13 protein-coding genes and 1 tRNA gene are annotated in these 24,790 nt (G+C 63.5%); 12 read left to right on the top strand and 2 right to left on the bottom strand.

Annotation, left to right across the window (positions count from 1 at the left end; translation table 11 throughout):
- The first annotated feature begins 2 nt into the window (after window positions 1-2).
- The 8 genes from ABIB51_RS13680 to pyk all read left to right on the top strand — a co-directional run bounded on the left by ABIB51_RS13680 (window position 3) and on the right by pyk (window position 12,586).
- On the top strand, window positions 3-290 hold the full coding sequence (locus ABIB51_RS13680; protein ID WP_354188878.1) for an HGxxPAAW family protein: 288 nt from the start codon (window positions 3-5) through the stop codon (window positions 288-290).
- Between the two features lie 2 nt (window positions 291-292).
- Window positions 293-1,111 (top strand): indole-3-glycerol phosphate synthase TrpC, encoded by an 819-nt coding sequence (gene trpC / locus ABIB51_RS13675; RefSeq protein ID WP_354188876.1) that lies wholly within the window; start codon window positions 293-295, stop codon window positions 1,109-1,111.
- Window positions 1,112-1,222: 111 nt separating this feature from the next.
- Window positions 1,223-2,572 carry a tryptophan synthase subunit beta gene (gene trpB / locus ABIB51_RS13670; protein ID WP_354188874.1) on the top strand — a complete coding sequence of 450 codons (1,350 nt, stop codon included), beginning with the start codon at window positions 1,223-1,225 and terminating at the stop codon, window positions 2,570-2,572.
- Complete coding sequence (trpA, locus tag ABIB51_RS13665; protein WP_354188872.1) at window positions 2,569-3,387, top strand: tryptophan synthase subunit alpha; 819 nt, start codon at window positions 2,569-2,571, stop codon at window positions 3,385-3,387. The genes trpB and trpA overlap by 4 nt, the downstream gene beginning before the upstream one ends.
- A 3-nt stretch (window positions 3,388-3,390) precedes the next feature.
- Window positions 3,391-4,713 (top strand): prolipoprotein diacylglyceryl transferase, encoded by a 1,323-nt coding sequence (gene lgt, locus ABIB51_RS13660; RefSeq protein WP_354188870.1) that lies wholly within the window; start codon window positions 3,391-3,393, stop codon window positions 4,711-4,713.
- Window positions 4,714-4,975: 262 nt separating this feature from the next.
- On the top strand, window positions 4,976-9,592 hold the full coding sequence (gene gltB / locus ABIB51_RS13655; RefSeq protein WP_354188868.1) for a glutamate synthase large subunit: 4,617 nt from the start codon (window positions 4,976-4,978) through the stop codon (window positions 9,590-9,592).
- A complete protein-coding gene (locus ABIB51_RS13650) occupies window positions 9,585-11,042 on the top strand; it encodes a glutamate synthase subunit beta (RefSeq protein WP_354188866.1) in 1,458 nt (485 codons plus the stop codon). Before gltB ends, ABIB51_RS13650 begins: the two co-directional genes overlap by 8 nt.
- 44 nt (window positions 11,043-11,086) lie before the next feature.
- Entirely contained in the window at window positions 11,087-12,586 is a 1,500-nt protein-coding gene (pyk, locus tag ABIB51_RS13645) for a pyruvate kinase (protein ID WP_354188864.1), read from the top strand.
- A 99-nt stretch (window positions 12,587-12,685) separates the two neighbouring features.
- Here pyk and ABIB51_RS13640 read toward each other — a convergent pair whose 3' ends face one another.
- Window positions 12,686-13,291: an ANTAR domain-containing response regulator gene (locus ABIB51_RS13640; protein WP_354188862.1), complete on the bottom strand. Its 606-nt coding sequence runs from the start codon at window positions 13,289-13,291 to the stop codon at window positions 12,686-12,688.
- Window positions 13,292-13,497: 206 nt separating this feature from the next.
- Between ABIB51_RS13640 and ABIB51_RS13635 the strand changes: the two genes are divergently transcribed.
- From ABIB51_RS13635 to ABIB51_RS13620, 4 genes are all read left to right on the top strand, one after another.
- A tRNA-Leu gene (locus tag ABIB51_RS13635) sits at window positions 13,498-13,579 on the top strand.
- A gap of 544 nt (window positions 13,580-14,123) precedes the next feature.
- Window positions 14,124-15,884 (top strand): SIR2 family protein, encoded by a 1,761-nt coding sequence (locus ABIB51_RS13630; protein WP_354188860.1) that lies wholly within the window; start codon window positions 14,124-14,126, stop codon window positions 15,882-15,884.
- Window positions 15,884-16,456 carry a hypothetical protein gene (locus ABIB51_RS13625; RefSeq protein ID WP_354188858.1) on the top strand — a complete coding sequence of 191 codons (573 nt, stop codon included), beginning with the start codon at window positions 15,884-15,886 and terminating at the stop codon, window positions 16,454-16,456. Before ABIB51_RS13630 ends, ABIB51_RS13625 begins: the two co-directional genes overlap by 1 nt.
- Complete coding sequence (locus ABIB51_RS13620) at window positions 16,449-18,860, top strand: AAA family ATPase (protein ID WP_354188856.1); 2,412 nt, start codon at window positions 16,449-16,451, stop codon at window positions 18,858-18,860. Before ABIB51_RS13625 ends, ABIB51_RS13620 begins: the two co-directional genes overlap by 8 nt.
- A 241-nt stretch (window positions 18,861-19,101) precedes the next feature.
- On the opposite strand, the gene ABIB51_RS13615 is transcribed toward ABIB51_RS13620, so the two are convergent.
- Window positions 19,102-23,631 carry an NACHT domain-containing protein gene (locus tag ABIB51_RS13615; RefSeq protein WP_354188854.1) on the bottom strand — a complete coding sequence of 1,510 codons (4,530 nt, stop codon included), beginning with the start codon at window positions 23,629-23,631 and terminating at the stop codon, window positions 19,102-19,104.
- Between the last annotated feature and the right edge of the window lie 1,159 nt (window positions 23,632-24,790).

The following is a 24,790-nucleotide window of genomic DNA, read 5'->3' as shown; positions in this document are numbered from 1 at the left end:
CAATGAGCAAAGCCACTGTGTCCGCCGCTAAGCCTGCCGCCGGAACGTACAACTACGACGACATCGACCACAGCGAGCCCACCGGCCACGGCAACAGCCCCGCCGCCTGGACCACCGTCTTCGTTATGCTCGCCGGGGCCTTCGTCATGTCCATCGCTTTTGTCATCGCCAACACCCCGATCTTCATCGCCGGCGGCGTGGTCATGGTGATCGGCCTGCTGACCGGCTTCGGCATGCGCAAGGCCGGCTACGGCGTCGGCGGCAGCAAGCTGAAGAACTCCGGCCACTAAGGGTGAGCGTTCTCGATGACATCAATGCCGGTGTCAGGGAGGATATGGAGGGCCGCCAGCGGCTCGTCACGCTCGCGGAACTGAAGGAACGCGCCGCCGCGGCAGCTCCCGCGCGCGACGCTTGGGCCGCCCTCGGCGGTGATTCCGCCAGCCGGGAGCAGCTGAAGGTGATCGCCGAAATCAAGCGGCGCAGCCCGTCCAAGGGCGACCTCGCCAGCATCACGGACCCCGCCTCCCTCGCTGTGCAGTACGCCGAGGGCGGCGCGGCAGCGATCAGCGTCCTGACGGAACAGCGCCGCTTCAACGGCTCGCTGGCCGACTTCGACGCCGTCCGGGCAGCCGTGGACACTCCGCTGCTGCGCAAGGACTTCATGATCGACGAGTACCAGATCTGGGAAGCCCGCGCACACGGCGCCGACCTCATCCTGCTGATCGTCGCCTCCCTCTCCGATGCGCAACTGCGCGAGTTCAGCGCCCTCAGCCGCGAACTCGGCATGAACGTGCTGGTAGAGACCCATACGGCGGAGGAAATCGCGCGGGCAGTTGCCGCTGAGGCCCGGATCATCGGTGTCAACGTGCGCAACCTCAAGACGCTCGACGTCGACCGCTCCGTCTTCGCGGAACTCGCCGGGGGCATGCCCGCCGGCGCGCTCGTGATTGCCGAGTCCGGCGTGCGCGGCGTCGACGACGTCCGGCACTACGCGGCCAACGGCGCCAATGCGGTCCTCGTGGGCGAGGCCCTGGTCAGCGACGCCACCCCGCGGGAGCGGATCGCCGAATTCATGGCCGCCGGCGCGGAAGAAATCGCCGCCCGACACTGAGGCACATGCCGGACACCCCGACCCCACGGGGCCGTCCGGACACCTGGCCCGGCGGCCGAACAACTTTGTAGAGGCTTTACTAGCTAGCAGTGGAACAGGATGGTGAGACTGATGGTCGATGCGCCAGCAGCGGGCTCAGACGAAAGCGCGGTGGACGCGTTCCTGCAGGGTGGAGAATCCCTGCGGCATGCCCCCGGGCCCTACTTCGGCTCCTACGGCGGCCGATGGATGCCGGAGTCGCTCATCGCGGCCCTGGACGAGCTTGAAGAGACCTTCGAGAAAGCCAAAGCCGATCCTGACTTCACCGCGCAGATCGCCGAGCTGAACAAGAACTACTCGGGCCGGCCCTCGCTGCTGACCGAGGCCAAGCGCTTCGCCGAGCACGCCGGGGGAGTGCGCATCTTCCTCAAGCGCGAGGACCTCAACCACACCGGCTCGCACAAGATCAACAACGTCCTGGGCCAGGCGCTGCTCGCCAAGCGGATGGGCAAGACCCGCGTCATCGCCGAAACCGGCGCCGGGCAGCACGGCGTCGCCAGCGCCACGGCCGCCGCCCTCATGGGCCTGGAATGCGTCGTCTACATGGGCGCCGAGGACTGCCGCCGGCAGGCCCTCAACGTGGCCCGGATGGAGCTCCTCGGGGCCACGGTCATCCCCGTGACCAACGGATCCCAGACACTCAAGGACGCCATCAACGAGGCACTCCGCGACTGGGTTGCCAATGTGGACAACACCCACTACCTGCTCGGCACTGCCGCCGGGGCCCACCCCTTCCCGGCCATGGTCCGCTACTTCCACGAGGTAATCGGCGAGGAGGCCCGCGCCCAGATCCTGGACCAGACCGGCCGCCTGCCGGACGCCGTCTGCGCCTGCATCGGCGGCGGCTCCAACGCCATCGGCATCTTCCACGGCTTCCTGGACGATCCCTCGGTAAGAATCTTCGGCTTCGAAGCCGGCGGCGACGGCGTCGAAACCGGACGCCACGCTGCCACCATCACGCTCGGCAAGCCCGGAGTGCTGCACGGCGCCCGTTCGTACCTCATGCAGGACGACGACGGCCAGACCATCGAGTCGCACTCCATCTCCGCCGGCCTGGACTACCCGGGCGTCGGCCCGGAGCACTCCTACCTCGCGGACATCGGGCGCGTCAGCTATGAGCCGATCACGGACAGCGAGGCCATGGAAGCGTTCAAGCTGCTGTGCCGCACCGAGGGCATCATCCCGGCCATCGAGTCCGCGCACGCCCTCGCCGGGGCCATCAAGGTGGGCCAGCGCCTCGCCGCCGAGAGCTCCGAGGGCGGGGCCGAAGGCAGCGCCGCAGGCAACGCATCAGACAAGATCGTGATCGTGAACCTGTCCGGCCGCGGCGACAAGGACGTGGCCACCGCTGCTGAATGGTTCGACCTGCTGGACAAGGATTCACCCGAGTCCGAGATCGCAAAAGAGGGGGAGCAGCTGTGAACGGCGCCCAGGACATCACGAGCACCAGCAAGTCGGCCGCAGCGATTGACCGCGCCAAGGCGCAGGGCCGTTCGGCACTGATCGGCTACCTGCCCGCCGGCTACCCCACCGTTGCGGACACCATCGCAGCCGGGATCGCCCTGGCCGAGAACGGCGCCGACCTGATCGAGATCGGCGTCCCGTACTCGGACCCCGTCATGGACGGCCAGGTCATCCAGGCCGCCACCACCGAGGCCCTCGCCAACGGCTTCCACGTCCACGAGGTCTTCGACGTCGTCCGCGGCATCACGAGCAAGACCGATGCCGCCGTCCTCGTCATGACCTACTGGAACCCCGTGGTCCGGATGGGCGTGGACGAGTTCTCCCGCCGACTCGCTGAAGCCGGCGGCGCAGGGCTCATCACCCCGGACCTCATCCCGGACGAAGCGTCCGAATGGATGGCCGCTTCGGACAAATACGGCCTGGACAGGGTGTTCCTCGTGGCACCCTCGTCCTCCCCGGAACGGATGAAGCGTACCGTGGAAGCGAGCCGCGGTTTCGTCTACGCCGTCTCCATCATGGGCGTCACCGGCGCCCGGTCCTCCGTCAGCTCGGCAGCCGAGGGCGTCGTCGCTGCGGCGCACGCGGCCGGCGCCGAGCGCGTCTGCGTGGGCCTCGGAGTGTCCAGCGCGGCCCAGGTCCGCGAGATCGCCGCCTACGCCGACGGCGTGATCGTGGGCACCGCCCTCGTCGCGGCGATCCGCGACGGCGGAGTGGATGCGGTGGCGTCGTTGACGAAAGACCTCAGCACCGGCCTTACCAAGGAAGAAGCGTAAGCAATGCAGTCAGTCCTCCACATGGCGGCGATGGTTCCCGCGAGCATTCCGAGCCCGGACTGGTCCGGATTCGACATCCCGCTGCCGTGGGGGTCCCTGCGTATCCACGCTTACGCGCTGTGCATCCTGGCCGGTATCATCGCTGGCCTGTGGCTTACCTCCGTCCGCTGGGCGCGGCGCGGGGCGCCGGAGGGAAGTGTCTGGGACATCGCTATCTGGGCCATTCCGTTCGGCATCATCGGCGGCCGGCTCTACCATGTGGTGTCCTCGCCGGACGCGTATTTCGGCCCGGGCTTCGACGGCACCGGTGACCTGTCCCTGATCCCGCAGATCCAGCGCGGCGGCCTGGGCATCTGGGGCGCCGTGCTGCTCGGCGCGGTGGGCGCCTGGATCGGCTGCCGCCGTGCCGGCGTCAAGCTCACCGCGTTCCTGGACGCTGCCGCTCCCGGGTTGCTGCTGGCCCAGGCGATCGGCCGCTGGGGCAACTACTTCAACCAGGAACTCTTCGGCGGCCCCACCACGCTGCCGTGGGGACTGCAGGTCGACGCCGACAACCCCAACTTCCCGCCCGGCATGCCGGCCGACACGCTCTTCCACCCGACGTTCCTCTACGAATCCCTGTGGAACCTCGCCGGCGTCGCCATCCTCCTGGTGCTGGACCGCAGGTTCAACTTCCGCCGCGGCCGGCTGTTCTGGCTCTACGCGATCTACTACACGCTGGGCCGGGTCTGGATCGAAGCGATGCGGATCGACGACGCCGAGCAGATCAACCTCTTCGGCATCACCACGCGGCTGAACGTCTGGACCAGCATCTTCGTTCTCCTGGCAGCCCTGGTCGCCTTCATCGTCCTGGGCCTGCGCAAGCGCGACGAACCGGACACCCCGTACCTGCCCGGCCGCGCACCCGCCGACACAGACGAGGCCGACACAGACTCGGCTGCCGACGAGGCCGACACGGCCGACAAGGCCGACACGGCTGACGTCAATAAGTCCGACGCAACCGACGCCGAGAAGGCTGAAGACACGGCTGACGCCGACGCCGGTGCAGGGGACGCCGCCGTCGTGAAGACCGACGCCGGAACCAAGGAACCGGCGACGGTTCCGGCCGGGGCTGAGAGCGTCCGCCATTCGGACTCTGCTGTCTCAGATAGTGAATCGCGTGGTAATCTCCCTGATAACCAAAGCGGTCCAGGTGTCGCTTCTGCTCCGGCGGAAGCGGCTAAGAAATCCACGAGCGGCAACACGTCCGCTACGGGAGCCCAGGCGGCCGGAGCACCCGGCCGGCCAGCCAATGGATCCGCGCCGGAAGCTGGCGGCACCAAGTAACCCAGCGACGGCAAACCGGGCCGCAGAGCCACCGCTCGCAGGTCCGGTTCCACAGCGTCGTGGCAGCAGGGAATGCTCCGGACTGCAGACCATTGCTATCCGCGCAAGCCCGGGCCACCCGGCCGCGTAACTGTTCGTACAGGACGCCGGGCTGGCCTACAATTCCAGTTAGAAACTCTTTGTTGTGCCCGTCACACCGGCGCACCGATCCGGGCCAATGTTGTCCCTCCCATACGCACGATCAGGAGGAAGGACGTCTCCCATGACCCAAACCCTGCACAGCCCCAGTTGGTCCGAGCCTAGCGAGCCGGCGGCCGCCATGTCACCGTTCAAGCGGTTCGCGGCATTGCCTGAAGCCGCCGGGCTCTACAACCCGGAGCAGGAGAAGGACGCCTGCGGCCTCGCCATCATCGCCACGCTGCGCGGGGAGCCGGGCTACGACATTGTCGATGCCGCCCTCACCGCCTTGCGCAACCTTGAGCACCGCGGCGCCGTGGGCGCCGATGAGGGCACCGGCGACGGCGCCGGGCTTCTCATGCAGGTGCCGGACGAGTTCTTCCGGGCGATCACCGAGTTCGAACTCCCCGCCCCAGGCCAGTACGTCGTAGGCACCGCCTTCCTGCCGGCCGAGCAGCGCGAATCCGACGCCGCCAAGGCCGGGATCGAGAGCCTCGCCGCCGATGAGGGCCTCACCGTCCTGGGCTGGCGCGAAGTTCCGATCGTCGCCGACCTCGTCGGCGCCATGGCCCGGGCCTGCATGCCGTACTTCTCGCAGCCGTTCTTCGCCTCCAGCACCGGGGAAGTCTTGGAGCGCAATGAACTCGATTCGCGTGCCTGGCGGATCCGCAAGCGCGCGCAGAACAAGTTCGGCGTGTACTTCCCGTCGCTGTCCTCCCGGACCATCGTCTACAAGGGCATGCTGACCACCGCCCAGCTGGAGCCGTTCTACCCGGATCTCTCGGACAAGCGCTTCAAGACCAAGCTCGCGATTGTCCACTCGCGCTTCTCCACCAACACGTTCCCGTCCTGGCCGCTGGCCCAGCCGTTCCGCACCATCGCGCACAACGGTGAGATCAACACGGTCAAGGGCAACCGGAACTGGATGCGGGCCCGCCAGTCCCAGCTGGCCAACCCGCTGCTGGGGGATTCGCCCGAAGAGCTGTACCCGATCTGCACACCGGGTGCGTCCGACTCGGCATCCTTCGACGAGGTCGCAGAACTTCTGTGGCTCTCCGGACGCCCCATCACGCACTCGATCATGATGATGATCCCCGAGGCCTGGGAAAACCACGCCACGATGGACCCGGCCCGCCGGGCCTTCTACGAGTACCACTCCCTGCTGATGGAACCGTGGGACGGCCCCGCCGCCGTTTCCTTCACCGACGGCAACCTCGTCGGCGCCACCCTCGACCGCAACGGGCTGCGCCCGGGACGGTACTGGATCACCGAGGACGGACTGGTCATTTTCGCCTCCGAGGTCGGCGTGATCGACGTCGAACCCTCCAAGGTGGTCAAAAAAGGCCGCGTCTCGCCCGGCAAGATGTTCCTCGTGGACACCGAGGCCGGCCGGATCATCGGCGACGCCGAGGTCAAGGCCGAGGTGGCGGCTGCCAACCCGTGGGCCGACTGGGTCAAGGACAACCTGATCGACCTCAATGAGCTGCCGGAACGCGAACACGTCGTGCACACCGCGGCGTCCGTCAACATCCGCCAGCGGACCTTCGGCTACACCACGGAGGAACTGAAGATCCTGCTGGGCCCGATGGCCCGCACCGGCGCCGAGCCGCTCGGCGCGATGGGATCCGACACCCCGGTGGCTGTCCTGTCCAAGCGCCCGCGGCTGCTCTTCGACTACTTCGTGCAGTCCTTCGCGCAGGTCACCAACCCGCCGCTGGACGCCATCCGCGAAGAACTCGTCACATCCCTGATGTGCGCGATCGGCCCCAACGGCAATCTGCTCGACACCAAGCAGGTCCGCCAGCCGCAGGTCTCGCTGCCGTTCCCCGTGATCAACAACGACCAGCTCGCCAAGATCGCGAACATCGAGAGCGCCGACGGCGACAGGGTTGCGATGAAGGTCCGCGGCCTCTATCGCCCCGAAGGCGGCGAGAACGCGCTGCGCGCCCGGCTGACCGAAATCTGCGAGCAGGTCTCCGGCGCCATCAACCGCGGCGTCCAGTACGTGGTGCTTTCGGACCGCGACTCTAACGCCCAGTGGGCACCCATCCCGTCCCTGCTGCTCGTCAGCGCCGTACACCACCACCTGCTCCGCAGCGCCAACCGCACCAAGACCGCACTCGTGGTCGAGGCCGGCGACGTCCGCGAAACGCACCACGTGGCCGTGCTGGTCGGCTACGGCGCCTCCGCCGTGAACCCGTACCTGGCGATGGAATCCGTCGAACAGCTCATCAGTTCCGGCGACGTCGTCGGCGTTACCCCGCAGGACGGCGTCTACAACCTTATCAAGGGCCTCGGCAAGGGCGTACTGAAGATCATGTCCAAGATGGGCATCTCCACCGTGGCCTCCTACACGGGCGCCCAAACGTTCGAGGCGCTCGGCCTGGGCCAGGAGCTCGTGGACGAGTTCTTCTCCGGCACACACTCCCAGCTCGGCGGCGTCGGCCTCGACGTCATCGCGGCCGAAGTCTCCGCACGCCACCAGATGGCATACCCGGAGAACGGCATCGAACTGCCGCACCAGCCTCTGATGGGCGGCGGCGAGTACCAGTGGCGCCGCGACGGCGAGCCGCACCTGTTCAACCCGGAGACCGTCTTCCGGCTGCAGCACGCCACCCGTGAGCGCCGCTACGACATCTTCAAGGCCTACACCCGCGGGGTGGACGACCAGTCCGAAAACCTCATGACCCTGCGCGGGCTGCTGAAGTTCAGGGACGGGCTGCGTCCCGCGGTTCCGCTCGAGGACGTGGAGTCCGTCTCCAGCATCGTCAAGCGCTTCTCCACCGGCGCCATGAGCTACGGCTCCATCTCGCAGGAAGCGCACGAGACCCTCGCGATCGCCATGAACCGGCTGGGCGGCAAGTCCAACACCGGCGAGGGCGGCGAGGACGTGGACCGGCTCCTGGATCCCGAGCGCCGCTCGGCGGTCAAGCAGATAGCCTCCGGCCGTTTCGGCGTCACGAGCCTGTACCTGTCCAACGCCGACGATATCCAGATCAAGATGGCGCAGGGGGCCAAGCCCGGCGAAGGCGGCCAGCTGATGGCGCAGAAGGTCTACCCCTGGGTGGCCCGGACGCGGCACTCGACGCCCGGCGTCGGGCTCATCTCGCCGCCGCCGCACCACGACATCTACTCGATCGAGGACCTCGCGCAGCTGATCTACGATGCCAAGCGCGCCAACCCCTCGGCCCGGGTGCACGTCAAGCTGGTCTCCGAGGTTGGGATCGGCACCGTGGCCGCCGGTGTCACGAAGGCCAAGGCCGACGTCGTGCTGGTTTCCGGTCACGACGGCGGTACCGGTGCCTCGCCGCTGAACTCGCTCAAGCACGCCGGTGTCCCCTGGGAACTCGGCCTGGCCGAGACCCAGCAGACGCTGATGCTCAACGGCCTGCGCGACCGCGTGGTGGTCCAGGTGGACGGGCAGCTTAAGACCGGCCGCGACGTCGTCATCGCCGCGCTGCTCGGCGGCGAAGAGTTCGGATTCGCCACGGCGCCGCTGGTGGTTTCCGGCTGCATCATGATGCGCGTCTGCCACCTCGACACCTGCCCGGTGGGCGTCGCGACGCAGAACCCGGAACTCCGCTCGCGCTTCAACGGCAAGCCCGAGTTCGTCGTCAACTTTTTCGAGTTCCTCGCCGAGGAAGTCCGCGAGATCCTGGCCGAACTTGGTTTCCGGACCATCGAAGAGGCGATCGGCCACGCCGAAATGCTCGACACCCGGGAAGCGATCAACCACTGGAAGGCCGAAGGGCTGGACCTGGATCCGATCCTGCACGGCCTCGAGTTCGACGACGACGCCCCGCTGCGCAACCTGACCGGCCAGAACCATGAGCTGGACAAGCACTTCGACCAGCGCCTCATTGCGATGGCGGCCGAATCGCTGAGCGACCGCTCCCCGGTGAAGATCTCGGTCAACGTGATCAACACGGACCGCTCCGTCGGCACCATGCTCGGCCACGTGGTCACCAAGACCTTCAGCACCGACGTGCTGGCTCCGGACACGATCGACATCACGCTGACCGGCACCGCCGGCCAGTCGCTCGGCGCGTTCCTGCCGGCAGGCATCACGCTGCGCATGTTCGGTGACTCCAACGACTACGTCGGCAAGGGCCTCTCCGGCGGACGGATCATCGTGCGGCCGGACCGCACCAACGTCTTCCCGGCGGAAACGAACGTCATCGCCGGCAACGTGATCGGCTACGGCGCCACCAGCGGCGAAATGTTCCTCCGCGGCCAGGTCGGCGAACGCTTTATGGTCCGCAACTCCGGCGCTACCGCGGTGGCCGAAGGCATCGGCGACCACGGCTGTGAGTACATGACAGGCGGCCAGGCGCTCATCCTCGGACGCACCGGACGCAACTTCGGTGCCGGCATGTCCGGGGGCACGGCCTTCGTCCTGGACCTGCAGACCGACCGCGTCAACAAGCAGGCCCTGGAGTCCGGTGAGCTGCAGCTGCGCGAACTGGATGCCGAGGACCGCGACATCGTCCACGGACTGCTCGTCAAGCACCTTGAGGAAACCGAGTCGCTGCTCGCGGCCCGGCTGCTCGAGAACTTCGACGACACCGCAGCCCGCACAACCAAGGTGCTGCCGCGCGACTACGCGGCCGTCCTGCAAACCCGTCTTGACGCCATCGAAGAGGGCCTTGACCCCGACGGCGAAGAAGTTTGGTCTCGAATCCTGGAGGTGACCGGTGGCTGATCCACGCGGATTTCTGAAAGTACGTCAGCGTGAAACCCAGCCACGGCGTCCCGTCCCGGTCCGCATCATGGACTGGAAAGAGGTCTACGAGGCCCAGGAAAAGGGTGTCCTGAAAAGCCAGGCCGGCCGCTGCATGGACTGCGGCGTGCCGTTCTGCCACCAGGGCTGCCCGCTGGGCAACCTGATTCCCGAGTGGAACGACCTCGTCTGGCGGGACAAGGGCGAGGAAGCGATGGAGCGGCTGCACGCCACCAACAACTTCCCCGAGTTCACCGGCCGGCTCTGCCCGGCCCCGTGCGAGGCGTCCTGCGTGCTCGGCATCAACCAGCCGGCCGTGACCATCAAGCAGGTCGAGGTTTCGATTGTGGACCAGGCGTTCGAGAACGGCTGGGTCAACCCGCTGCCGCCCGCGCGCCTCACCGGCAAGACGGTCGCCGTCGTCGGGTCCGGCCCCGCCGGGCTCGCCGTCGCGCAGCAGCTGACCCGGGTGGGCCACACCGTCGCCGTCTACGAACGCGATGACAAGATCGGCGGCCTCCTGCGGTACGGGATCCCCGATTTCAAGATGGAAAAAGAGCAGGTGGACCGCCGGCTGGAGCAGATGAAGGCCGAAGGCACCCGCTTCCGCACCGGCGTCGCCATTGGCACGGACGTGACCTGGGAGCAGCTGCGCCGCCGGTATGACGCCGTCGTGGTCGCCACCGGCGCCACCGTCCCGCGGGACCTGCCGATCCCGGGCCGCGGGCTCGAGGGTGTGCACTACGCGATGGACTACCTCGTCCCGTCCAACCGCGTGGTGGCAGGGGAGACGGTGGAGAACCAGATCCACGCCGCCGGCAAGCACGTCGTCATCCTCGGCGGCGGCGACACCGGTGCGGACTGCATCGGCACCGCCCACCGCCATGGCGCCACCTCCGTGACCACCCTGGCAATCGGCAAGCAGCCCCCGGCGGAGCGCGCCAACCACCAGCCGTGGCCCACGTTCCCGACCCTCTTCGAGGTCGCCAGCGCGCACGAGGAAGGCGGCGAACGCACCTACCTCGCCTCCACTGTCGAGTTCGTGGGGGAGAACGGCAAACTGACCGGCGTGAAGGTGGCGGAGACGGAGTTTGTCGACGGCAAGCGCCTTCCGAAGGCCTGCACCGAGCGGATCATCCCCGCGGATCTGGTGTTCCTGTCCCTCGGCTTCACCGGAGCCGAGCCCGCCGGTATCACCGAGCAGGTCAGCGCCGCATTCGACGGCCGCGGCAACGTGGCCCGTGACGGCTACTACATGACCAACACGGAGGGCATCTTCGTGGCCGGCGACGCCGGCCGTGGACAGTCGCTCATCGTCTGGGCTATCGCCGAGGGGCGCGCCTGCGCGGCCGCGGTGGACAAGTTCCTTATGGGCAAGACGATCCTGCCGGCTCCCGTGGCACCGACCGACCGGGCGATGGCCGTCCTCTGACCGGTACAACTTCATCCATGCAAATCGACTACTAGGGTAGGTATATGAGACGCGCTAAAATAGTGGCCACCTTCGGACCGGCAATCGCGAGCTTCGAGAACACTCTCGCCGTGCTCGAGGCCGGCGTCGACGTGGCCCGCATGAACATGAGCCACGGCGACTACGCCGTACACGACACCACGTACGAGAACGTCCGCAAGGCAGCGGGCCAGCTCGGCAAGCCCGTCGCCATCATGGCGGACCTGCAGGGCCCGAAGATCCGGCTCGGCCGCTTCGTTGACGGACCGCACCTCCTGGCCGTCGGTGACACCTTCACCATCACCACCGAGGATGTCCCCGGCACCAAGGACATCGCCTCCACGACGCTCAAGAGCCTCACCCAAGACGTCAACCCCGGCGACGCCCTGCTGATCGACGACGGCAAGGTGGCCCTGCGGGCCATCGACGTCGACGACGTCAAGGTGGTCGCCCAGGTGATCGTCGGCGGGTACGTCTCCAACAACAAGGGCATCAACCTGCCAGGTGTTGCGGTTAACGTTCCGGCGCTGAGCGAAAAGGACGAGGACGATCTGCGCTGGGCCATGCGCCGCGGCGTGGACATGGTTGCCCTCTCCTTCGTCCGCGACGCCACGGACATCAAGCGCGTCCACGAGATCATGGACGAAGAAGGCCGCCGCGTGCCGGTGATCGCCAAGATCGAGAAGCCGCAGGCCGTTGAGCAGCTTTCCGAGATCATCGACGCCTTCGATGCCATCATGGTGGCCCGTGGCGACCTCGGCGTGGAACTTCCCCTCGAGGAAGTGCCGATCGTGCAGAAGCGTGCCATCGAACTGGCGCGCCGCTGGGCCAAGCCGGTCATCGTGGCCACCCAGGTGCTTGAGTCCATGATCGACAACCCGCGCCCGACGCGCGCCGAGGCCTCCGACTGCGCCAACGCCGTGCTCGACGGCGCCGACGCGGTTATGCTCTCGGGCGAGACCAGCGTGGGCAAGTTCCCGATCGAGACCGTTAAGGTCATGGCCCGGATCATCGAATCCACCGAGGTCCACGGCCTGGAGCGCGTCCCCCCGCTGGGCACCAAGCCCAAGACCCGTGGCGGCGCCATCACCCGTGCCGCCGTCGAGATCGCCGACCAGCTGGATGCGAAGTACATCTGTACCTTCACCCAGTCCGGTGACTCGGCACGCCGTTTGTCGCGGCTGCGCCCGATCCGTCCGGTGTTCGCCTTCACGCCGGTGGAGCACGTCTGGAACCAGCTGGCGTTGACCTGGGGCATCATGCCGGTCCTGGTCCCGATGGTGGGCCACACCGACGAGATGACCGCCCAGGTCGACCGCAGCCTCCTGGAACTCGACGTCGTAGAGGACGGTGACCTCGTCGTCATCGCCGCCGGTTCCCCTCCCGGAAAGGCGGGTTCCACGAACCTGCTGAAGGTCCACAAGGTCGGCGATCTGGCCGACTTCGGCAGCACCAGCGAAGCCGCGGTTGCCAAGGACAAGCTCGGTCCCTGGCCGGAAAAGAAGAAGAAGGGCAGCAAGCCCTAGCTTCTTTGGTTCACTAAAAAGGGAGGATCCCCGCCACGCGGTTTACGCGGCGGGGACCCTCCCTTTTTCGTTTTGCTTCTTGCCTCTTACCGGCCGGCGCTAGTTGACCTGGTTGATGATGGTCTCGGCAACCTCGCGCATGCTGAGACGGCGGTCCATAGAGGTTTTCTGGATCCAGCGGAACGCCTCCGGCTCCGTGAGGCCCATCTTGGTGGTCAGTAGGCTCTTGGCGCGCTCCACGAGCTTGCGGGTGGCGAACTGCTCCTGCAGGTCCGTCACTTCGCTTTCGAGGGCCTTGATTTCCTCGTGCCGGGACAACGCGATTTCGAGGGCCGGGATGAGGTCCGCCGGGGTGAAGGGCTTGACGACGTAGGCCATGGCACCGGCGTCGCGGGCGCGCTCCACGAGTTCCTTCTGGCTGAAGGCGGTGAGCAGGACCACGGGGGCGATCCGGGCCTTGACGATCTTTTCGGCGGCTGAAATGCCGTCCATGACCGGCATCTTGACGTCCATCAGGACCAGGTCCGGCTTCAGTTCTTCGGCGAGCTGAACGGCCTTCTCGCCGTTGTCCGCCTCGCCGACGACGTCGTAGCCCTCGCCCCGCAGGATCTCGATGATGTCCAGGCGGATGAGGGTCTCATCCTCGGCGACGACAACGCGGCGCGCCGGCTTGGAAGTAGGGGATGACTCCGTCTGTTCTGACACGGGAACTCCTTGGAAAGGTACGGCGGGAACTAGACCATCTTAGGTTGTGACCGCTGGTGTACTTGGACCGGTTTGGTTCGATGCGGCGTCACTGGCGCGATTCTGGAATTCAGCCTATCTGCATGTAGAGTAATTTCGCGCACTGGAAGCGATCGCGTTGCTCACAGCAGTCTCGGGCCCGCGATTATTACACCGGTGTTCTCCGCGCCCGAGTGGCGGAATTGGCAGACGCGCCGCACTCAAAATGCGGTATCGAAAGGTGTGTGGGTTCGAGTCCCACCTCGGGCACAGTGTTTCCGCAGGTCAGACGCCTTTTGTTTTTCTAGTGTTGACAAAGCTTGACTGTTTAGATTTTGTGGACTAAAGGCCGCCCACTCCGCGCCGCTTGTCTCATATGGCACTCGACTTACTCGCTGGGCGCCTGCGCTTTTTCGACATGGTGGCCTACGTCCTTGCCGGCGAACACTCGGTACAGTGGTCCAGATCGTGCGAGGTTTCAGACTCCATAGACTCGGCTCGACATTGCTGCGGAATGGGACCATGTCAGCCGCGGAGACCTACGCCATGTGCAGCGGCGGGCCTGACCTCTGAGAATGAGGACTGATACCGACCTGGTCAACGGAGTTACGTTACACCCCGAAGCAATACTGGTAGCCGTTTTAGCTGGGTCCAATGTCAACTCGTGACCAGGGTCCAACGGGCGCGCCACGGTGACACGCTCCAGGAAGACCATGCAAAGAGGCATTCAACGCATGGCAAGATGGGGGAAGACGCGCACTGACGTGTCGCCCATCCGCGAGGCGCGGAGACTTTTCGCACCTGGGGGGCTGGAATGAGCAATGAACCTGCAAGAACAGTTCCGGCTGTATTGGAGAAGTTTGACGCCACGTTTTCAGAGTTCTCTTCTGGCTTCAATGCGGGACAGTACGTCTTTTGGTTGGGCTCGGGGATCTCGCGCGAGAGGGTGCCGAATGTTAACGACCTCCTTGAGCGTGTAATCGAGCATCTCCGGTCGCACATCGATCCAGGTAACCCCGAATGTGAGTACCGGATAGCCCTCGATGAAGTCCTTCGGCTCACGCCATTGACGCGAGAAGAGCTCGAGTCTATCGATTTCTCCATCGTGGTCAGCAACTGGGACCTGCGGAAGCAAATCCTCGCCGCACTCGTGACGAAGTACTCAAGTGTGCTTGATGTACCCGTTGGGGACGATAGTCCAGAAGATTATCTCGTCTGGACCGGGCTCGATGTTCCGGACACGTACGGGGCACCGGACCTTGAACCCGATGTAGAGCACTACTGCATCGCTATCCTCCTGCTGGAAGGGTTGGTGCCAACAGCGGTCACGGCCAACTGGGACGGCCTTCTCGAGAAGGCATTGAATGAACTGACCCCGGCATATGCGTCGCTCGTCCGCGTGGTGGTGAAACCTGACGACTTCCGTGACCCCGGTCCGCGTATCGACATCATCAAGTTCCACGGGTGCGCGGTACGCGCCCGAGACTTCCAGGGGGAGTATCGAGATCGTCTCATTGCTCGTGAGTCGCAGATCTCGACATGGACCACGAAGCAAGAGAACCGGTCAATGCGGAAGCATCTTGAAACGCTGTACACGGACAGACTGACCCTGATGCTGGGCCTGTCGGCGCAGGACGCGAACCTCCACACGATGTTTGCGAATTCCATTCAGGACCTTTCCCGCCCGTGGCCCGAGGCTCCTCCTTCTGTTGTGCTCAGTGAAGAGCGACTCGAGTCGTACCACCGGCACTTGCTCAAAATTACGTTTGGTGAGAATCATCAGGGCAACTCGAAGGCGATCGCGGAGTCTGCACTGTTGGGGGCGTACGCCAAGCCGACACTGTTGGCTTTGGTTCTGGCGTCTCTCACGGAGAAGCTGAGCTACCTGCTCGAACATAGCGTAGAGGGCGTCTGGGGGCCGGCGGCCGCGCAGCCGTTGCAGGCCCACCTCTTCGAGCTGCGCGACCTTGCCGCCAGCCTTGCTCAACCCGACAACTTTGAAACATTCGAGTTTTCGGAGATCTTGGAGTTTCAGCGCGAGTTCACAGCCCGTTTGATTGATGTCGTGAATCTGACCCTGACAATCTTCCGCGCGGGCCGGACCCCGGATGAGACTACTAATCGCTACGAACCGCTATCGGAGCGTCCCATCGCCCATGCGGTGCTCAACCCGGATTACCCGTCGAAACAGTTCGGTCGGCTCGCCATCGCGTTGGCCCTCATAGGTAGAGGACTCAGCGCCGGACAGTGGTCGGTTGAGCCAGGCTACAGTAAAGTGCCTGACGGTGGCGTTATCCGTCTTTTGGCCGGTCCCAGAGAAACGCGTGTCTTCTTCGTGAAGGACGCCACGGCCTTGACGGGGCTCGAGTTGGATGGTGCACTCGACGATGGCAACGCGAGTGCTCTGGTCGTTGTTGCGGACGAGGAGCCTCGAACGCAGACCAGGTCCCCAAGGTCCCGTTATGGACGCGATGGCAAGTCCGGCGCTGGACGGTTCAACGTCGCATCCAGCATGTGCGAGACGTCCTCAGTTGACGAGTTGTATGAGGCATTCAAACTGGCAGGAGGATTCTGATGACGAGTGTCTACAACGTCCTCGCTGTACTCGAACGGGCTGGCTTCGAACGGCTGCCGAAGCCCTTGACGATCGTCGGTACAGAGTTTGACTTCGAAGCGGCCGCACGAGGAACCAAGAGTTCGCACGACTTGGTACTGATTGCCACTGACCAAGTTCCTCCTCGCCGCTTGCAGCGCCTTATCGCAGGTCTAGCTCGTTCCCTCGATCTGGCCGAGTCTCGTCGCCCGGTCAGCCTCGTGGTTCTCGGCGGAGTTGCTGCCAGAGATCGATTGGAGCTCGAACGCTATGCACGGATCCTTCCCATATCGTCAGCGACGCCAGATGTATCCGAAATCGAGGAAGCAGTCGCTGTCTTGCTGCCCCTCAGCCTCCCCAACGCGGATCTCATGCATGGAAGCGACCCGCTCAACGATGTGATGGGTGCCCTTGGACCTTCTAAGTCATCATCGGAGCACATCGCACTCATCCAAGCCGCCCAAGACGGACCAGAAGCAGTCCGGGAAGCTCTGCGGCGGTACGCGAACGCCGGGGCAGGCTGGACAGACAAGAAGGGAGGCGAAGATGCGTGACCTTCCGGTTCGTCGACTGACGGTTTCTGACTTTCGCCGTATCGAGGGCACGCGCGAGTTCCCGCTGGATGCCCCCATCGTTCTCATTCATGGGCCCAACGGGACAGGAAAGACCAGCGTGTTGTCCGCGCTCGAGCTTGCGCTGACCGGTTCCATCCGGAGCATGGAACGCAGCTCACCGCGCTACCGAGCTCATCTACCATTCTTCGGTCAGCCATACGCGACTGTTCGTGTCGATGTCGCCGAGAGTCTGCAAGCAGGTAATTCCGGGCAGCCGCTGACGGTCGGCGGTGCGCGTACGGAAGGGACCCCGGCGTTCAGCACGTCGGCGGCAAAGTTTTACGCCGAACGCTGCTATCTGGACCAGGCCTCCCTGAGTCGTCTGCTCGATTTGTATCAGGACCGCGAAGGAAACAATCAGTCGGCGCTGGAGAAGTTCGTCAATGAACTCCTCGGTTTGGAGAAGCTAGATGCCCTTCGCGACGGGCTCCGTGAGGCCCTCGACCTGAGGCTTCTTAGGAAGCTCGCACTTGGCGTAGACGACGCCGACCTTGAAGCAAAATCCGCAGCAGCTGAACTCAAGAAACACACCGCCCTGTTGGCAGAGTGTCGGTCGGAGGTTGCCGGCGCGCGAACCGCGCTGAGCGAGACGATCGCAGGCCTCAACCATGGTGGGGCCGAACAGGAGACCGATCAGGCCCTCCTCGAATACGCGGACGCACTCCGACACGACACCTCCACCCTTACAGAGTTGGAGGGTGCGACAAGACGCCAGCAAGAGCTCATCGCCTTAGGCGGTCGCATCTCCGCGCTCCTTGAGCGCCCCACCCCGCAGCGCCTCGAGGAAACACGCACCGCATTAGCAGCTACGGCGACCCGAAAGAAGGAATGGGAAGCCACGAGCGGGGTAGAGATTCGGGCATGGGAAGCAGCTGCGGCGGCCGCCGGCGCCAGCCTCCAGACCGATCTGCGAAGCGCGATCGAACATGCCAAGGCTGTCGCTGCTCAGAAACTGCGCAGCGATTTGGATCTTCACAGGCAGACCGAGTCCGTCCGCACGGATTTGGTGAGCGACCAGGACGAGCTTGATGCAGTTCAAACGAGGCTTACCGAGGCTCACGAGCATTCAAGTGCACTCGTGGAGAGCCTGGCCGCAGCCCGCGCTGTGGCCGAAGAAAGCAACACGTGCCCAGTCTGTGATCGAGACTTCGCTGAAACCGCCGGGCACAATTTGTTGGCCCACATCGATGGCAAACTTGCCGACCTAGCGACCCATGGCCAGCAACTCGTGGTCCTTCGCCATGATCGCGATCGCCTGGTCGCACGAATTGCACGTGCTGAAGTCGAACTCACCCAGCTTTCGGGCACCCTACTCACTCCTGACCAGCGGCAGTCCATCGAGGACCGTCTCACGACGCTTACCGAACTCGCTGTCCAGGTCGGTGATATCGAATTGGCGAAGTCCTTTGGCAAAGATCTGGAGCGGGCCGAGCGCGATCTTCAACAGACACTGGACGGCCTTGAGGTTGCGACCTTGGAAGAGGCACACATCAGCCGCGAGATCGCAAAGTATGCGGACGTGCTGCGGGCAGCCGCGCCAACGACCCCGGATTTGCCGGCTGCGTTGAACGAACTGCGTGACCACGCGGACGCTCACGTTGCCGGCCTCAAGGGCAAGGCCGAGCAGAGCAAGAAGGCCGTTGAGCAAGCTGCCCTCCTAGTGAAAGCCCTTGAGCGTGACTCTCTGATCGGTCGCCAAGTGGTTGACGTGGTGGAACAGAAGAAGCACTGGGAAGACCGGTTCGCGGAAGCCAAACGCCGTCAAGGAGTGGCGAAGGAGGTCCACGAAGCCGCATCACAAGCGCGAACCGCCATCGTCCACCGCGTGTTCACTGAGTCCCTCAATGACGTATGGAAGTCTGTGTTCACCAGACTCGCCCCCGACGAGAGCTTCATTCCAAGATTCGGCATCCCAAGCGCGGCCAAGAAGACCTTCGACATCAAACTGGAAACCATTCACCGCGACGGGGAAGCCAGCGGGCCACCGCAAATGATGTTGTCCGCAGGCAACCTGAACACCGCAGCACTGTCGTTGTTTCTCGCGCTCCACCTCGCAGTCGAGCCTCTCGTCCCTTGTCTGGTGTTCGACGACCCAGTGCAAGCGATGGACGAGGTGCATGTCGCGCAGTTCGCTGCCCTCGTCCGTCTCTTGTCGAAACAGAACGAAAGACAGGTCATCATCGCAGTGCACGAGCGAGAGCTGTTCGACTATCTTGCGCTCGAGTTAAGTCCCGCCTATGAAGGTGACGAACTCATAACCATCGAGCTGGGTGAACGCGCTGCCGACGAAGACCAAGGCATCACCCGTCATTTCTGGGAGCCGGACGTTGCCATCATCAACTAGTCCCCGACGCCCATGGCTCGCCACTCGGCGTGACGCTCGTGCCGAAGGCTGTCCATCCGGAGGTAGGTTTGGCCATCTCGCCGCCACCCACCACCACCTACAAGCTCCAGTCGTAGTTGCCGATGGTCAAAGTGCACCAAACATAGAAACGTAGGGCGTAGACGCCGCGGCCGCTTAGCGACGTGCTCTCCACGAGTAAAGGAAGTTCAGAGCCTAGGAAGTTAAGCGGCTGCACGCCCCATCAACCGAGGTCTCGTCCGCTTCTTCTCGGCGTACCTTCGAAGATCTTCAAGTCTGCTGACATTCGGGCATGGATCCTAGACTCTGCATAAGGGTGTGAGCCGCTGTGATCTTCTTTAAGTTCCATCCGGTCGAACCAGTGCAGCACGATCAGCGCTAGCTTGTGGGTGGTCAAGAAGTTGCGGAGGAAGGATGCTCTTACGAGTAAGGCGTGGCTGTTGTTCCCTTCTTCTTCGTAGTACGTGAAGACAGGAATACCGGCTGCGTTCAGCCAGCTTGGCCCGCGCATGTCGAATGTTAGTCCTGCAGTTTGTTGGATGAACGTTGAGGGAAGAACGGTGCTTGCGGTCTCGCCAATGGAACAGTCGAGGACACTTCCCTCCCAGGAATATTGCTCCACAGTTGATACGAGCCGGAAGGTCTTGTTGCCGACCTCGATCGGCTGAAGCTGGTCGTGTCGGTGAAAGCAGCCTCCACCGACCCGACCAACCTCGCCGACGTAGCAGCAGCCGGTGTGGCCATAAGAATCGAAGAGGTCAGGAACTTCATGGTGCGGATCGTCAGGCACGTCGGCGAGAAACTCCTCAGCGGCGTCTGCTGCGATGAGCAGGGTGTCGACAGCGGCTTGCTCGCGAAGGCCCCTCCAGCCCTTTCGCGCCCGGGGATCCACCTTCTTCACGACGCTTTCAAGAACTACCCAGTCGTTGCCAGCACGGTCCTGAAGGAACATGGAGCCTGCAACTGTTGGTTCTGAGTCTGTATCGGCGAGGAAGCGTCGGATGTCTCCTCGGTACTGGTTGAAGTCGAGCCGTGCGGGCGGCCATTCCTCAAGCTGGATCAGCGGAGGTTGCCACGCGGTTGTGCCGGTCCCGTCATTTTCGTTGAAGGCCCGGAAATCGATTGGAGGGAGACTGGGGTCGATTTCTCGCTCGCCGGTGATCTGATGCAATCCTTCATAGGGCCGGTTTTCGTCGAAACGTCGAGAAGGGTGGTAGTTGTCAGCAACGCGGGCCAGCAGCTCGTGGTAGGCCATCCACTGGTATTTCTTGCCCCAGCGTTCAGCCTTATGCCCTTCCCGTCCTCGACCCCGCCCAATAGTACGGTCCTGCAGCCCGAACAGCTCAGGCGTCCAGCCGAGGCTGAGCGTCCGGCGGAAGACCCAGCGCCGTGCGTCTCTGGCCGGGTACTCGTCATTGACCGCTTTTGGATAGACGTACACGCTGTCGAGTAGCTTGTATTGCTCGTCGGTGAGCAGATCGTCACCGCGATACTGGAGGAGGCTGAGTTGAATCACCCGCCCGGGCTCGGGGTCGCGCACGAGGGTCTCGAGAGCATGCTTCTGGTCATCGCTCAGCGACGTGACGAACGTCTTCCACCTGGCCCGGACGAATCGTGGCTTCTTGTGCAAGGGCTCTGGGTATTCGGAGCCTGTGCGATAGCGTGAGAAGTGATGCAGGCCTGATTCAACTACGTAGCGCCCGAAATCTCCTAGGCTCAACAGCGAAAAGTAGATGGAGGAGTAGCTTTCATCGTCCGGTTGATCCTTGTCCCAGCCGTATTTAGCGTCAATCGTGGTCTCACTTGGTGGCGGACCGGGTGGCTTAAGCCCGTAGGGGCTCCGGGACGAATCCAGGACTGAGTTGGACACCAACTTGTGTGCGGCTGCCCATCGAGCGATGCTACGCGCAGCGTCCAGGAGCAGTTCGTCCGCCCGGACTGGACGTGAGAAGGCCCGCGCGCACACGGCCTGCGCGAGCTCCTTCGCCTGTTCACTCTGTGCCGGCGTGCTTCGTAGAAGCGCGCCGTAGGCGATTGCGGCAACTCGCTGTACGACGTAGGGGTCATCGACGGTCCAGAACCGCTCAAAGAGCGCCCGCGTGACATCGAGGTGACCGTGTAGGAGTTGCACGAGCGCCTTGGTGACCCAGTCCCGCATGAAGCGATTCGGCGACGACAATAACCAGCACAGCGGGATGCACGCGAGCTCGACTACCTCGGCGTCGTACGCTGGGTAAGGGCCGGCCGCCGCCCACCGGGCGAGGCGGGCCGCAGGGCTGAACGTGTCGGATAACTCGTGGTAGGTAGCGAAGCCGAAGTCGCGGTCTCGCTGTGGCATGCGAAGCCTCGTCAGATAGCGGTGAAGACCATCGCCGTTGAGTGGACTTCCCGGCTGCGGGGCCAACGAAAATAACACCTGGTAGAACTCGTCACGCGACAGGTACCGCTGCGCCTCGTTAAGCAGTTCGATGGTGCGCTGTGAGACTGCCTGTGTTGCGCGGTAGGGCAGCATGATCACGAGTGATCGGTAGAGCTGGCGGGCGCGATGGTGGCGCTTCCAGGCGTCTGGGTCATCCGGGTTTTTCTCTTCCCGGTCCAGTTTGATGTTGAGAAGGTCTGGGACTTCGACATCGAAGGCTTCGGGAAACAGGATAGTTGCAGCTTCGTTGATACCCCAGCTGCAGTCCTCTGTCAGCCATTTCTTCAGCCTTGGGTCATGGATCGGGTCTTCGGAAAGCGACAGACGGCGCTTCAGGAGGAGGAAGTCAGCAAAGGCCTGGAAGAGGATCCGAACGCCCTCATCGGTGATGCCTTCGCCTAGGTAAAGGTGCTCGCGGGTGAGGACACCCTCCTCCTGAAAGAGGCCGAGAATTCTTGTCGCGTCGGATTGCACATTGCCCAGGGCAGCGTGGGCGACCGATTCGGCCGTGGCGGCGCTCATGCTCTCGCGGCCGAGCCGGGAAAGTTCGTCGAGCAAGGCGTCGAGTACGCGCCTCGTCTGTGACTTGGCCACGTTCAATTCATAGCTTGAGGTGGCCGATGGCCGGTATCGCCTTGCGACAATTGCCAATTTGGTCGCAAGGTAGCGTTCAAAGATGGCAATCCGTCCATGATGTCCTTGGGGGATCGAGCCCTTCTCTGACTGTGACAGGCTTTCGCAGTACAGCCGCAGGAAGAGTGGGAGCGTAAACTCTGGCGTCAGCAGCGGAATCTTGGGTGCCTCGAGCCTGTAGTGCTCAAAGTAGCGCTGGGTGGCTTCGATTTCCCGTTCTGCGAATCCAGGGTGGGCCTGGCGAACGTAGTGGGAACCTTCGGTGCCCTCTAAGACGAGATCCTCGTAGGTGTCTCGGCAGGAGACAGCAATGGCGACGTGGGGATGAGCTGCGATGGCGGCCCGCAGTGCGGGTAAATGAATACGCCAGAAGTCGGGTTGAGTGGTCTCGTTGAGAGCATCGATGAAGATCACGAACCTGCTCCCAACTAGTGATGCCGCCTCACCTGCTGCGTCCATGGCACGCAGCAGCACATCTGCTCCAAGCGGTTCAAGACCGAGCTGGTCTGCGATGCTCGCCCACAGGTTGCCTTGGCCGAACTGGGCACCGGCGAGAAAGACTGCGGGACGTCCAGCTTCGAGCGCACGCCGAGTAGAGTCCAGTAACAGGTGAGTCTTCCCAGACCCGGCCTGACCGGTCAGAAAGTAGGCCCGGGTCCGAAACGAACGTCCAGCAGACGAGCGAAGCCAGGACGACAACTCCTGGATAGCCGAGGCCAGCTCGCGGACGCTGTAGCTGCCAACTTGTTCAGACGGTTTGTTGGCCTTCTTCTGGTCGTCATCGGGTAGCGCCTGCCACGAGGCCTTGACTCTTCGTTCGTGTTCTTGCGCGGCGTAGATGGCACTTTGGCAGGCCTTCAGTTGAGCCAGCAAGGGATCAAGCGCGGTTGGGGGATCGCCTGCCTGCAGCCCCAGAGTTTCGGCCGTGGCGTTCAAGGCGGCGGCCGTGTCCCGAATTGCTTGATAGGGCGCCGACGCCGCGGAGCCCTCGTTTTCTACCCGTATGCGGGCATCGCTGACTGCCGCGGCGACTTCGCGGAGCAGGCGCCTAACGACCGAAAGGACTGACTGGTCAAATCCGAGCGCCAGGAGATCTTCCTGGACGGGGACATCAACCTGGAGGTCAGGACGATACTTCTCGCTTGCCGCAGCAGCCTGTTGCTGATACCTGTTATCTAGCCAGTCGTTGCCGAAGACGAGGTCCCCCCACCAGAACCAGCGTCGACCGTTGTGTTGCGGTTTAGCGAGTTCGTCCAGCAGGTCACTTTCTTGAACCAGGTCAAAATCGATCGCGTTCCCGCCGGGGATGTTGGTGCGCCATTTGGCGACCTTGTCCTCGTACTTCATTCGCTGAGACTTCCGCTCGCGACCGCCGAGGCCAGTGGCTAGGTTCCAGGAAATGACGAAAGTCAGCTTTCGCAGAGCCGGGCGTTCCTTGGCGACGCGCCGAACTGAATCCGTCATGGCGGTCAAGAGCGCGTCGATGCCGTGGACATGCTTTGCCTGCCAACCCCACTCGGTACCGTCCGGCAGCGTGGCATACCACTCCACTCCTCCGTCAGGGTTGCCAGTTCGTATGGCTCGTGTCCCATACGGCGCCCGGTCCTTGAGGAGCTGAAACGCAAGCTCCTCAAACGCCCGGCTCTGTTCACCGTTCCAGGTGCGTAGCGTGTCGAAACTGGATGCGACTACCTTTGCCATGCCAGTCCATTCAGCGGCGTTTTGTTTTTGGAGGCCGGTGAGAAGCCAGCTGTTAAGGAGGACTCTCTAAGAATGGTGAGCAAGGTTATCACCCCGGTTGTCGATGAAATTCGGGACACACTGCTCACACTAGTGCTCACAGTTACGTCCGAAGGCGACTGCTGCCTTGAGCCGGTGAGTGTCGCCCACTCGTTCGTCACGCCCGTTTCCCTGGGTAGTCGGCATCAAAACCTCAAGGATCAATTCAAACTCCGGATCTAAGCTAGCAACGTGGCAGGCCCGGCGGACGTTCGAGAGTGAATCAGCAGTGTCGAAATGCGATGTCTGGTGCCAGGCCCGTGTTCCTGAACTTTCGACCTGGCCAAAGTCGGTTCAGTCACGGTAACCCAGGCAATCGTTGTTCTTGCCGCCAAGGCCGGGGTAACGAGGTCGAGGCAGAATCCTTATTCAAGAGAGCCGCTGACAGGGCCGTGTCGATGGTGAACTCGGAGGCGATCGAATTCAGATCGCCCGACGCGGGCAACTGGACCATTACTCATGTGCCTCTTGGTCTCCGGGGAGAGGGGTCCATAAATGGATAAATCGGGAGTGTTGACACTGTCAACACTTTTCCCTCGGACGGGGTCGTATATGGGCCGGACTCGGTTGGATGGGCGATGTTTTCTGGGGTTCCCCGTGTTTTCAAGGCCTAGAAGACGGTTCGAGTCCCACCTCGGGCACAGTGTTTCCGCAGGTCAGAGGCTTTTTGTCTTTTTAGTGTTGACAAAGCTTGACTTTATCGAAACCTAGGGCAGGAACTTTCCTCTTTTGATGGCCGGTAGGGTACCGGTAGACGGGTTGCAGACGATGGAACCTAGATGCACTGGCCTCGATGCTGGAGACCTACGGCATTCTGGTGCCGCGGCAGCCACTATCGGCGGCTGGATGGCCCCCTGCCTGATGCAGCATCCGCGCGCACACGGACTGCCGTTACTTGAAGACGCGCACGAGATCACTATCAAACCCTGTGGTTTTCTTTCCAAACGCTCAGCCTGAAAGGAACTCGTCGCCTCGGACTTGGGATGTGGGGTTGCCCGCAAATCGTGGACAGTTGATCAGGCGGCTTGTGCCGGCTGAGGTTTTGTTATGGCGAGGAATCGTTCGTGTTCCACGGGTGTGG

The organism is Arthrobacter sp. UYCu712 (genome assembly GCF_040547005.1).
In the GTDB taxonomy this organism is placed as follows: Bacteria; Actinomycetota; Actinomycetes; order Actinomycetales; family Micrococcaceae; genus Arthrobacter.
Note: the sequence above shows the minus strand (reverse complement) of the source record. Positions and strands in the feature narration are given on the sequence as shown.